Origin of the sequence: Vibrio sp. V03_P4A6T147 (genome assembly GCF_002241085.1) — a bacterium.
Classification (GTDB): Bacteria; Pseudomonadota; Gammaproteobacteria; order Enterobacterales; family Vibrionaceae; genus Vibrio; species Vibrio anguillarum.
Genome location: NZ_NDIO01000110.1, coordinates 1 through 12,420, shown reverse-complemented (window position 1 = coordinate 12,420; position 12,420 = coordinate 1). Strand labels below are relative to the sequence as shown.

At 44.8% G+C, this 12,420-nt stretch carries 9 protein-coding genes; 4 read left to right on the top strand and 5 right to left on the bottom strand.

The genetic code is table 11. The annotated features are described in order from the left end of the window. Positions 1–263 precede the first annotated feature (263 nt). Complete coding sequence (locus B9J84_RS04355) at positions 264–2,108, top strand: ABC transporter ATP-binding protein (protein ID WP_094123616.1); 1,845 nt, start codon at positions 264–266, stop codon at positions 2,106–2,108. Between the two features lie 97 nt (positions 2,109–2,205). After that, complete coding sequence (locus tag B9J84_RS04350) at positions 2,206–2,910, top strand: DUF445 domain-containing protein (RefSeq protein WP_013868329.1); 705 nt, start codon at positions 2,206–2,208, stop codon at positions 2,908–2,910. A gap of 86 nt (positions 2,911–2,996) precedes the next feature. Here the strand turns inward: B9J84_RS04350 and B9J84_RS04345 are convergent, their stop codons facing one another. After that, positions 2,997–3,752 carry a phosphatase PAP2 family protein gene (locus B9J84_RS04345; RefSeq protein ID WP_094123615.1) on the bottom strand — a complete coding sequence of 252 codons (756 nt, stop codon included), beginning with the start codon at positions 3,750–3,752 and terminating at the stop codon, positions 2,997–2,999. Positions 3,753–4,064: 312 nt separating this feature from the next. Next, on the bottom strand, positions 4,065–5,942 hold the full coding sequence (locus B9J84_RS04340; protein ID WP_094123614.1) for a PhoX family phosphatase: 1,878 nt from the start codon (positions 5,940–5,942) through the stop codon (positions 4,065–4,067). Positions 5,943–6,383: 441 nt separating this feature from the next. Between B9J84_RS04340 and B9J84_RS04335 the strand changes: the two genes are divergently transcribed. Together B9J84_RS04335 and B9J84_RS04330 are read left to right on the top strand one after the other, a co-directional pair. After that, complete coding sequence (locus B9J84_RS04335; protein WP_047688797.1) at positions 6,384–6,944, top strand: hypothetical protein; 561 nt, start codon at positions 6,384–6,386, stop codon at positions 6,942–6,944. Positions 6,945–6,967: 23 nt separating this feature from the next. Next, positions 6,968–8,536 carry a methyl-accepting chemotaxis protein gene (locus B9J84_RS04330; RefSeq protein ID WP_179217515.1) on the top strand — a complete coding sequence of 523 codons (1,569 nt, stop codon included), beginning with the start codon at positions 6,968–6,970 and terminating at the stop codon, positions 8,534–8,536. A 117-nt stretch (positions 8,537–8,653) separates the two neighbouring features. On the opposite strand, the gene B9J84_RS04325 is transcribed toward B9J84_RS04330, so the two are convergent. The 3 genes from B9J84_RS04325 to B9J84_RS04315 form a co-directional block, all read right to left on the bottom strand. Next, positions 8,654–9,490, bottom strand: a complete 837-nt coding sequence (locus B9J84_RS04325; protein WP_094123612.1) for an arginase family protein — start codon at positions 9,488–9,490, stop codon at positions 8,654–8,656. 6 nt (positions 9,491–9,496) lie between these two features. Then, positions 9,497–10,231 (bottom strand): IclR family transcriptional regulator, encoded by a 735-nt coding sequence (locus B9J84_RS04320; RefSeq protein WP_010316838.1) that lies wholly within the window; start codon positions 10,229–10,231, stop codon positions 9,497–9,499. A 161-nt stretch (positions 10,232–10,392) separates the two neighbouring features. Further along, the gene (locus tag B9J84_RS04315) at positions 10,393–12,279 is read right to left on the bottom strand and encodes a methyl-accepting chemotaxis protein (protein ID WP_094123611.1); all 1,887 of its coding nucleotides are present in this window, start codon (positions 12,277–12,279) and stop codon (positions 10,393–10,395) included. Between the last annotated feature and the right edge of the window lie 141 nt (positions 12,280–12,420).

Genomic DNA, 12,420 nt, shown 5'->3' with positions numbered 1-12,420 from the left:
TATTTAACTCGCTTCACTTTTTCACCCGATGGGCGTTACTGACCATTCGAGCCGATGCTTGCTGCATTGACCACAGTATTAATCAGGCGCCGTTTTCTAGAGCCAAGCGCGAAAAGTAATCCGCCACTTATGTTGTGATTTCGTTATACTTCTGTTCGGCTTACTCCATCATTTGCTCCCCTTATAGGAGTTCAACGTTAGATTCTCGCGTTCTAGGCTTTTGGTCTCTCATACTTTAGCGAGAATTGGCATAAGGATTTTCGATGTATAAAAAATTTGAAAGCTTTACCCAAGCCTTTCCCAAAGAGGAACCCAAACAGCCTCCTGCGACCTTATGGGCCTTTTGTCGTTACTACACGCGCGGCTTTGAAAAACCACTCATTTTAATGGCGTTAATCAGCACGTTAATTGCCGTTGTTGAAGTATCACTGTTCGGTTTTATGGGCCAACTGGTGGATTGGCTCTCATCCAGTAACCCAGAGACTTTCCTAACTGAGAACCGAGACACCTTGATCGGTTTATCTATTTTGGTACTCGTGATCATGCCACTTTTGATTGGCATCTATTCACTGTTGATCCACCAAACTATGCTCGGCAATTATCCCATGTCGATCCGTTGGTTAGCGCACCGTTATCTGCTCAAGCAAAGCCTCTCTTTTTACCAAGATGACTTTGCGGGAAGAATTGCCACTAAAGTGATGCAAACGGCGTTATCCATCCGCGAAACAGTGATGAAGACCTTGGATGTGTTTGTCTATGTGTCAGTCTATTTCACTGCGATTGTGGTGATGTTGGCGCAAGCAGACTGGCGTTTAATGGTGCCGATGCTCGTCTGGCTCGCGGCCTACATTTGCATTCAACTTCACTTTGTACCACAGCTTAAAAAAGTGGCATCAGAACAAGCCGATGCTCGCTCAACCATGACGGGGCGCATTGTCGATAGCTACACCAATATTGCCACGGTCAAATTGTTCTCACACACCCGCCGAGAAACCGACTATGCCGAACAAGGCATGGAGAACTTTTTAGACACGGTTCACCGCCAAATGCGTTTAGTGACTGGTTTTAACCTGTGCGTTGAACTCGCCAACTATATTTTGGTGTTCGTGATTGCGGCAACTTCGATTTATCTATGGATGCAGAGTGCCATCAGTATTGGTGCAATCGCGATTGCGATCAGCCTTTCATTGCGCATTAATGGCATGTCGAAATGGATCATGTGGGAAGTTGGCGCACTCTTTGAAAACATGGGCACAGTCGTGGATGGCATGAAAACCCTCTCGAAACCGATCACCATTGAAGATAAACCCAACGCAAAACCGTTGCAGGTTGCACAAGGTGGCATCGAATTTGATGACGTGAGTTTCCACTATGGCGAGAATAAAGGCGTTATTAACCATTTAAACCTGACCATTAAACCGGGTGAAAAAGTGGGTTTAGTAGGGCGTTCTGGCGCTGGAAAATCGACTTTAGTCAATTTACTGCTTCGTTTTCATGATGTTGAAGGTGGGCAAATTCGTATCGATGGGCAAGCGATCAATGAGGTCACCCAAGATTCGTTGCGCAGCAAAATTGGTATGGTGACGCAAGATACTTCACTGCTGCATCGCTCGATCCGCGATAACATTTTGTATGGCAACCCTGATGCAAGTGAAGAACAACTGCTGCAAGCCACCCGACAGGCACACGCGCATGAGTTTATCGAAACACTCACCGACCCATTTGGTAACCTAGGCTATGATGCGCAAGTGGGCGAGCGCGGCGTAAAACTGTCTGGCGGCCAGCGCCAGCGAATTGCTATTTCCCGCGTGCTGTTAAAGGATGCGCCACTGTTGGTACTCGACGAAGCCACATCCGCACTCGACTCCGAAGTGGAAGCGGCAATTCAAGAGAGCTTAAATGAGCTGATGCAAGGCAAAACCGTGATTGCCATTGCTCACCGTTTATCAACCATTGCCGCAATGGACAGGTTGATTGTACTCGATAAAGGTAACGTCGTTGAGCAAGGCACACACCAAGAGTTGATCGCTCAAAACGGCATTTATGCACACCTATGGGCGCACCAAACGGGTGGCTTTATCGGTTGCGACGACGTTGAGATTGCTTAATGGTTTATCAACGGAGTTTGCGCTCCGTTGAAGCTTCCACAATTGACTCTTTTTCCTTAGAATTCGCCCATTCCCTTTATTTAACTAGATTTGGATTATGAACAAGAGCTTACTCACTAATATCATTGCGCTAGCGCTCCTTGCAGCGGGCTATCAACTGGATAACACTATTGCGCTGTATGCGGGCTTATTTGCCTTCTCTGGCGCAATCACCAACTGGCTTGCGATTCACATGCTGTTTGAAAAAGTGCCAGGACTATATGGCTCGGGTGTGATACCTGCTCGCTTTGAAGAGTTCAAAACCGCAATCAAGAGCCTGATGATGGAGCAATTTTTCACCCAGTCCAATATTGACCGCTTCCTCAGTAAAGAGATGACGGGCAGTAAAACGTTGGATCTTGAGCCTGTGATTGCCAAAGTTGACTTCAACCCAACCTTTGATTCTTTGGTCGAAGTGATTGCAAACTCTCCATTTGGCGGCATGCTGGCGATGTTTGGTGGAACCGACGCGCTACAACCACTCAAGCAACCGTTTGTCGAAAAAATGCAGCAATCTATGATTGATATCAGCCAAAGCGATAGCGTTAAACAAGCGCTCAAAGAGCAGTTAGAAGCTCCTGAGATGATTGAAGAGATCACCGCTAACATCGAAAACATCATCGATCAACGTCTCAATGAACTCACGCCTAAATTGGTGAAAGAGATGGTACAGAAGATGATTAAACAGCACCTTGGCTGGTTGGTTGTTTGGGGTGGAGTATTCGGTGGTTTGATTGGTGTGGCTTCCTCCTTCTTTGCCTGATTGCCGTTACTTATGTGATTGAATGTGATTACAAAAAAGCCAGCACGTTTAAATGTGCTGGCTTTTTTATGATGACTCGTGACCCGTTAACAGAGATGAAGGCGCGTTAATAACGGTTTTAATTTAGGATGATCTAAGGGATACACTTTGGGTATCACAAGGTAAATCATGCTGACAAACAGCAAGGAGCCGTATAAATCAACCGGACGATGCATCCCTAACCATAAGCGGCTAAAGGAGACCCCACAGGCCCAAAGCAGTAGACCCGCCGCAAAAATATAGCGCTTTTGTTCAATAAACAGGCCACCAAAGAAAGCCAGACAAATAGCAGCGAAGATCGTATGGCCAGAAGGAAATGAATAGTCCTTTTCACCCTGCCAATGACGTAAACGCCAGTCACTGACTTGGGTTGCGATGTCGGTCATCACACTTTCTTTTTGTAATTCACTCAATTTATAAAAATGCGCAGGGTTTGGGATAAGTAACTCATACGTCATTAATTCGGTGTATGGACGAGGGCTCTCTGTCAGATGTTTTAAACCCGTTTTGGCAGCCATACCAATCACCAATAACAAGCCAATTTGAATAATGCGGTTAAGCAGTTCAATGCGGGAAGTCGCTGTCCGTGTTGCCAAAAAAGCCAACAAAGCAAAGGTAAAGCCAAAACCTTGCCAACCAGCCGAATCGGTTAAATAGGTAAAAAATGCACCGACGCCCTCGCTCACTGGCGTGGTCAAATCAATCGAAGACCCAACCAATGAGATGGGAACTAACAGCAACGAGAACAAGGCTAAGAGTACTAAGCCCGATTTTTTCATTTGGATTTGCTTTTTCACGCTCAATAGACACCGCTGGATTATTGAAGATCAGCATAATAACGGACGACACGCAAAGAACGTATCAAGCAATTGTCAATTTGAGGGAAAATAATCGCCCCGATCTCACCCTTTTTACTTATTTTCCTGACACAAAGAATTCATACATAACGTGTAGGAAAGGCAAACCAGACCATGTCCTGCCTAACCGAAACAACGTCTTCTTTCGTGCAAGATAGGAGACTCCAAGACCGTGAATGGATGATGGCAACAGCGTTGACCGACAGCAAGAATGTTAAAAAGGGAGCCGCAGCTCCCTTCAGAGGAAATGATCAGGGCTTATGCGCCAATCACCCCGCCGTCTTCACGAGTGATCATCATAATGGTCGAACGCGGCTTGGTGGTTCCGCCGTATGGGAAATGCGATGGCGCTTCATCTTCCCCAGGGTGTTGAACGCCAACAAACATGGTTTTTTGATCCGGTGAAAAAGTTAACCCTGTTATTTCACAAGCAATCGGCCCAGTTAGGAAACGTTTTACTTCACCAGTAATTGGATCCCCGCACAACATTTGGTTGTTGCCTTGCCCGGCAAAATCCCCTTTGTTGGAATAGTTGCCATCGGTTTGAATCCACAAGCGACCCGCTTTGTCAAAGCCGATACCATCTGGGCTGTTGAACATGTTGTCTGCTGAGATATTGTCGCTGCCCGCATAGAGATCGCCTTTATGTACCGTTGGGTTGCCCGCAATCAAGTACAGATCCCATGCAAACACAGTGCTAGTGTGATCCTCATTGGCTGGCATCCAGCGCAGAATCTGGCCATAGTTATTCTTAGCGCGAGGGTTAGGACCACCAACAGGCTGCCCCTCTTTACCTCGGTTTTTATTGTTGGTCAGTGTACAGAACACGTGCTTATTATCAGGGTGAATCGCAACCCATTCAGGACGATCCATTGTCGTAGCACCCACTTGAGTCGCTGCGCGGCGAGCAAAAATCATCACTTCTGCTTGGTCCTTAAAGCCATTTTCTGGCGTTAAACCATTTTTACCAAAGGTCAGTTCAAGCCATTTTCCCGAGCCTTTCAGTTCTTTCTCATTCATATCAAACTTAGCGACAAAGAGGGTTCCTTCTTCTAATAAATTGCGATTCGCCGCATCGTTACCAACTTGGTAGCGATTTTTTGAAACGAATTTGTATAGATGTTCACCGCGTTCATCATCCCCCAGATAGACCACAGCATGGCCGTCTTTGTTGAGAGTAAGCGCCGCATTTTCATGTTTGAAACGGCCTAACGCCGTGCGTTTAAGTGGCGTCGATGTTGGATCGTTCGGATCAATTTCCACTACCCAACCAAAGCGGTTTGGCTCATTGGGGTTTTTCGCAACGTCAAAACGCTCATCATGTTGGTGCCACTGATAATCACTGGGTTTGGCTTCAATACCATAACGCTTATGATCAGCCGTTAACTTCACGCCATCTTGGTTACTACCAAAGAAATCATCAAAGTTCTCCTCACACGTTAAGTATGTCCCCCACGGCGTTTGACCATTCGCACAATTGTTAAAAGTTCCCAGTGGATTTAAGCCCTTAGGATCAGTGGCGGTTTTCATTAGCGTATGGCCTGCAGCTGGCCCTGTGAGCAACATTGGTGTGTTTGCCGTGATACGACGGTTACGCTTCCCTGCGCGGTCAACCGTCCACTGGCCATTTTTGTTCATCACTTCAACGACAGTAACGCCGACCGCAGCTTGCGCTTTACGCACATCATCTGCTGTCATCGATTTACCTTTGTGATCAAACAAGTATTCGTAGTTGGTGTATTCATTATTAATCGCAAGTACACCGCGATCATCCGAAATTGGGAAGAAGCTCATGCCATCAGTGTTATCACCAAATTGAAGCTCTTGTGCTCGTGAATCTTGTTTACCACTTTGGTCAAACTCAGGAGCATCAACAGAAATGGGGTCACCCCATGAAATCAACGGGGTCGCTTTATACCCTTTAGGAACAACGATGGCATCTGCCGTTGAGACAGGAATGGCTTCAAAATTGAGCAGTGAAGAGCTCGACTTTGCCGCCACAGCCTTAGCAACTGGATTTAAAGATAAAAACGCGCCTGCACTGACTGCCGCACTACCCGCCATAAAACGGCGGCGAGAGAGTCTCGCTTCGATCATTTCACTAAATTGAGACTCTTGCTCTTCACGCTTCCACATGTTTGCTCCTTGACTTTACTTGTCTTGTTATTGGATTTTGCAAGCAGCTTAGCGGTCTATCGTGACAAATAAGTTAAATTTACATTGCTTAACGGTGACAGTGAGTTAAAAAATAAAATCTATGCGTTAGCTAAATAAGCCATTCAGCACAGCTGGGTCACCACAAGTATCACTCCAAATCGATATTTTCTAACCGACCTCGTCGAGAAAACAATACAACCGGCACCGCCATCAAGCTTGTCAATTGTCAAAACGGATAGTTTTTTGTTTTGTTTGGCAAGAGATGAATATTCATTTGATCATGCGCTCAAATCACACCTATTTTTTTACAGTTTTCTATTCTTAAACTAGGCTCAAAGTGCATATGGATGAATATGAACATCTAAGATCACTACATACCTTATACACAACGCAAAATACCTAACTCGACTGGAGTCTGTTATGAAATATTTTATTTGCCTGATCGCTTGTTTCTCCTTTTCCTCCTTTGCTAATGAGTTTGAAGGGGCGCTAAAAAACTTCATTGATACCAAGGTGGCTGAAATCATTGCTAATCCCGTTTTAATCCAAGCCATTAATGCTCAAAACGCTCAACACGCTAACCTAACTCAAATGCAAATTGATCAACTCGACAAGGATTGGCGTAGCCAAGTGGGCCAAACCGATGCTCCACTGATCAACAAACTGCTCTCTTCCCCCGCATCTTCTGAACTTAAATCGATTCAACAAGCTAGCAACGGGCTAATTACGGAGATCTTTGCTATGGATAACAAAGGGCTGAATGTCGCCCAAAGCGAGATTACTTCTGACTACTGGCAAGGAGATGAGGAAAAGTGGCAAGACACCTACCTTAAAGGTCCAAGCGCATATCTAATTGGTGAGATAGAAGAAGATGAGTCGACCCAAATGTTTCAGTCACAGATAAGCCACAGCGTGGTTGACCCTAGCTCAGGGAAAGTGATTGGTGCCATCACCATCGGCGTTAACGTAGAAGCTCTTTAACTCATTGATCAGGATTACTCTATATGAGACTTAGTATTAGTCGGTTGGTAGTGGCAAGTGCGTCGCTACTTAGCGTTGTATCGCTGATTGCTATTTCCTATGCTCTATGGTCGAAAAGTGCCACAGTGATGTACTCGCTGAGCGCTCAAACTTATCAACAAATGGCGGCTTCTCTAGCTGAAAACGTCGCCACTTCGGTGCGCTTTAACAAAGTAGAGAGCTTGGAAGAGCGGGTTAAAGTCGCTGTCGATAGCAGTAATAAAGAACTCAAACATATAGCGGTTTTCCTTGCAGATGGATCTTTATTCTATCAATTAAATGAGAAGTCCGTATCTCCTAGCGGAGTCAATATAAAAAATGCGCTGACCCAAGCATTAACCAACGCCATCATTATTGAACAAAGCACACAACACGTGATCATCATCAACCCATTAACGTCGGGCAAGGAAGCAAAATTGGTGGGTTACTTAGTCACTCAGTGGCAATTTGACAAGGTCAATGCCATTTCCAAGGAACTGGGGCTATGGGCCATTTCAATTGGCATAACCTTCGTGTTGATTACTTTTATTGGCTTGTTTTTTATTTTGAGGAGCGCTCTACTGCATCCTTTAAATCAGCTGAAAAACTTATGTGAATCATTGGCTTCTGGTCGGTGTGACCTCAAGCAACGAATTCCATTTAACAAAGATAACGAGTTAGGTGACCTTGCCACAGCAATCAATATGTTCATTGAAAAAGTGGAACACACCTTCCACCCTATTGAACAAAACATCTGCAATGTCACTGATGTTACGAAAGCTGTTGAACGACAAGTGAAGCAGCTAGAACACAATATCAATGGTCAGCAGCGGGAAATTGCGCAATCAGTACAAATTGGTGAAGGTGCTCGGCAAAGCATTGCGTCAGTCACTGAGAATATCAATACTGCGTCGCTGTCTTTACAACAAGCAGTTATTTCTGGGCAAGAAAGTCAGCAACAACTTAAACATGCATTAAGTGAAAATAAAAACCTAGCAGAAAAGTCACAAGTAACAGCAAAAACCGCTGAGAGCCTAAATGCCCAAGTTGAAAAAGTCACCGATATCTTACAGATCATCCGTACGATCGCTGATCAAACAAACCTGCTTGCGCTCAATGCGGCCATTGAAGCGGCTCGCGCGGGTGAGAATGGTCGCGGGTTCGCCGTCGTGGCAGACGAAGTGCGTAACCTAGCGGAAAAAACATCCTCTTCAACCAACCAAGTGGAAGAGATCCTTACCGTGCTTAGTAACTTTTCGAAAGACTTGATCGGCTACATGGGGGAAAGTGTCAATGCATCAATGAGTTGCGTTGAAGCTATTGAAAGTAGTAACGAGTTAGTCAGCCAAGCGATCAAGGATGTTAATCAAGCGAATAACGCCAACCACTTAGCGGTCAATTCATCTGATGAGCAACTATCACATGTTGAAGATTTGCTAACGCAACTGAGCAATCTTAATCAACATTCACTCGAACTGCTTAATGACAGCAAAGTGATGAGCGATTGTAGTAAAGAGCTCTTCCAGAAAGCACAAGCCACTTCATTATCACTCAGCAAGTTTAGTGCTCATTAACCTAATACTAAAAACCGAACAACACACTTAGCATACTTCAAATGGTTGAGTTCCATAAAACAAAAACCCCAGACAACTGGGGGTTTTTGTTTGGTATATATGATAATCAATATGTCACTAAGCAGCGTGGATCACATCTGGCGATAAAGCACATAGCTCATCTAAAATTTCTTTGGTCTGCTTAGAATAAATCAATTTATCCTTCGCCCCCACCAGTTGGATAAGCTTTACCTTGCCCGAAAGTGCACATTGCCTTAACGTTCTTAATACCATTTGGTTATCTAACGCGTTGTTCTCATCAACCCCCACTCCCGGAACTAAAGAGGCTAAATCAATCGTCACGATCAGTTGATCACAATGCTCTATGTAGTGACCTAATTGGCTTTTTAGTTGATTACGATGACGAAAACCACACTCATTCAGCGTTAACCAATCACAGCCTAAATCTTCTGCATACTCCCACACTTGGTTGGATTGATGCATTTCATCAATTCCAATACAAAATAGGCGCGTATTGTTATAGCGAGAGAGTGCAAAATGAAATGCAGAGCCAACTTGTAGGTCCAGCGTTTGTTTCAGCTCAAAATGATGTCCGATACTCACAATACCAATTTCGTCATTCTCAAAAGCCATCACTGGTAATGCATTGAGCAGCATTTCGTGACAATTCGCTAGTACGACGGGCACTGAGCTCAGTGCTAATTGATGACTCAAGGTGTCTTGAAAACGGGTGGCATTTTTATCTTTGACGACTATATGTCCCGCATCAGAGTAACAAGGCGTGGATTGACGCTGGTAGAGCCAATCTGATGCAAATTCAAGGCTCTGCTGAGCAAATTCAAACTCTACTTGAGACATTGGCTTTATCTGTTCACAGAGTGTCATGAACGTGAATGGATAAGCGGGTTGGCTCTGTGTACGACTCATACGGTAGCGTTTGAATAAACTTAGCATTATGAATTACCTTTCCGGTGGCAACGCTCTTGCTGCCTGTAATACATGTAAAATGATCCGCTGCTTGTTGGTTTCAACACGATGGGCTGGAGCCATCACTGAAATTGCGCCGATCAACTTACTCCCTTTCATTACGGGGGCACTAATTCCGGAAACGCCAGGATCAATTTCTGACGTGCTCACGGCGTACCCATTACGACGTATTTTTTCCAACTCTGTCTGCCATTTTTCCATTTGGTGGTCTTCACCAAAATAACGAAGAATTTTTTCACAGCGCGGAGCGGGTAAATACGCCAACATCACTTTAGATGAGGCACCTCGAAGCAGGGGTTGACTTTGACCCTGGACGAAGCTGCATCGAAGTGCCTGCATACTTTCTTTTTGGCTAACGCACAAGGCTCGGTATCCCACCGGAACCATGTATGCCGCCATTTCGCCTGTCTGTTTCTGTAATCGACTTAACACCGCATCGACTGCATCTAAATTGTGTTGACTCGTTTCATAACTGCGCATTAAAAGTAGAGCCGCCGAACCGATGATCAACGTTTTGTCGTGTGGGCTCTCTTCGATCAAGTTCCACTCTTTCAAAATCTTCAGATGTCGGTACAAACTACTCAGCGGAACTTGCAATTGTTCGCTCAAGGTTTTCGCTGATACTGGCTCTTCATTTACCGCCACTTGCATCAATAATTGCAGTGACTTTTCATTAACTTGGCTGGCCGATAATTTCGTTTCGTTCATGTTTTCTTTTTAGCCTCATTTATTCCACGCCTCAACTATGATTCTTATATATCGAGAATTTAAGATTAATAACAGACTTACTTTCTCATTAAGTGAGAAAACATAACAATCTGATCAAAAAAAGGCTCCGCAGAGCCTTTTGAACAAAAAAGAAACAACCGTTACGCTAATTTAAATGTCGCTACTTTTGCACTCAACTCTTCCGCTTGCTGCTTGAGTTCATTGGATTGGCTCAAGCTATCTTCTGCACCAATGACCAGTTGCTCCGTCACATCCTTGATAGAAGTAACATTTTGTGTAATTTCACTAGTCACATGCGTTTGCTCTTCGGCTGCCGTCGCAATTTGCGTCGCCATATCACTGATCAAGGCAACCGCTGCTTTAATTTCTTCAAGCGCACCGGATGCTTTATCGGCATCTTCCACTGAGTTCTCAGCGAGCGTTGAGCTGCTTTGCATCAACGATACCGCACGTTTAGTGGTTTCTTGCAGGGTATCAATGGTTGATTTTATCTCTTCGGTAGAAGTATGGGTGCGCTGAGAAAGCACACGGACTTCGTCTGCTACCACTGCGAAACCTCGGCCTTGCTCACCGGCTCGCGCAGCTTCAATAGCCGCATTCAGCGCAAGTAAGTTGGTTTGTTCTGCAATGCCTTGAATGGTTGCCAGTACGGTCGAAATCTCTTGCGCGTGTTGGTTTAGTGCGGCAATCACGCCACTGGCCTCACTCACTGATTTTGCCAAGTTATTGATCGAGCCTTTGGTATGAATCACCAAGGCATGTCCATTGTTGGTGCTGGTTGCCGAGTCTTGCGCTGCTCTTGCCGTTTGCTCTGCGTGAGAGGCTATCTCTTGCGTTGCCGACGCCATTTCAGTAACCGCAGTAGCGACCATCACAATTTCTTGCTGCTGGTGACTAAGCTCTGATGCCGATTGATTAGCGCGATGCGCGCCATGTTCTGATTGCGCTTCCAGTTGATGAGACTGGTGACGAATATGGCCAATAAGTTGTTGTAAGCTCTCCACAAAGGTATTGAAATTATTGGCTAGTTCGCCAACTTCATCACTATTTTCAACCTTAATGCGTTGCGTTAAATCGCCACTACCGTTTGCAATTTGTGCCAACGCTTGAGAAACATTATTCAAAGGACGGAACAAAATATTACACAATAAGTTGAACAGCAGAGTACAGAGTATAACCACAACGGCAGTAACAATGAGCTGGCTGAAAGTAGCTTCAGATAAAGGTGCGATGAGCGAATCGTGATTGATGACCACAACAGTACTGAGATTCGTTCCGTTGATGCTTCGGGCGTAGAGAACATACTCCTCACCTCGAATATCCACCAATAAATCGCTGCTTTTCGCAATCGCTTGGCGGATATCAGCGAAATTTAAACCCAGATCAGAAACACTTTTATTGAGCAGTTTAGTATCACTATGGGTAAAAATATTGCCTTTATCGTTAGCAATAAACATATACCCCTCACCCGGCAAAATAACTTGCTTCATGCTGTTGAGGATGTCAGTAATTTCTACGTCGGCGCCTAAAACGACTTGTTGGCCATTTAAATTCAGTGCCTTACCTAATGAAACCACATTAGCGCCCGTTGCCGCAGCAACGGTTGGGTTATCCATAAACACTTTTGATGGGTTTGCTTTAGCGTTTGTATACCAGCCCCATTTGCGCGGATCATCGTTCCCCGGCGGCAAGATGACACCATTAGCGTTGTTTTGCGAACCGTCGGGGTAAGCAAGAAATACGTTGTCAAACGCTGCAGAATCTCGAACTTGTTTTAAATGTGTCACGATGGCTTGTTTCTCGGCATCTTGCGACAGCGAGGTTAAAGCACGCTCTTTCGACAGTAACCAGTCCGTCACATACTGATTATAAGAAGCGGTGGTACTTTGTAATCGTTGTTCAACATCAATATCTAATCGCTCCAGTGCAGCTCGATACGACAATGCTTCAACGAGTAATCCCCCAAGAATAATGGCAGCGCTGGCTGAAATCGCCAGTTTGTTTTTTAACGACATTTTTTTAAACATAGGTAGACCTATTTGTAATAGTAATTTAACTCAAACCGATAAAATTCTCGATCAATTGGACATTATAATTTCAAGCCTCGAAATAAAACTTGAAGCGGTCCACGTCTTTGTCATTGCTCACAAAGGACTACAAAATAGCAT

Coding starts and splice junctions, on each gene's coding strand:
- B9J84_RS04350 (WP_013868329.1), top strand. CDS start 2,206: ATGAACAAGAGCTTACTCACTAATATCATTGCGCTAGCGCTCCTTGCA.
- B9J84_RS04340 (WP_094123614.1), bottom strand. CDS start 5,942: ATGTGGAAGCGTGAAGAGCAAGAGTCTCAATTTAGTGAAATGATCGAA.
- B9J84_RS04330 (WP_179217515.1), top strand. CDS start 6,968: ATGAGACTTAGTATTAGTCGGTTGGTAGTGGCAAGTGCGTCGCTACTT.
- B9J84_RS04320 (WP_010316838.1), bottom strand. CDS start 10,231: ATGAACGAAACGAAATTATCGGCCAGCCAAGTTAATGAAAAGTCACTG.
- B9J84_RS04335 (WP_047688797.1), top strand. CDS start 6,384: ATGAAATATTTTATTTGCCTGATCGCTTGTTTCTCCTTTTCCTCCTTT.
- B9J84_RS04315 (WP_094123611.1), bottom strand. CDS start 12,279: ATGTTTAAAAAAATGTCGTTAAAAAACAAACTGGCGATTTCAGCCAGC.
- B9J84_RS04325 (WP_094123612.1), bottom strand. CDS start 9,490: ATGCTAAGTTTATTCAAACGCTACCGTATGAGTCGTACACAGAGCCAA.
- B9J84_RS04355 (WP_094123616.1), top strand. CDS start 264: ATGTATAAAAAATTTGAAAGCTTTACCCAAGCCTTTCCCAAAGAGGAA.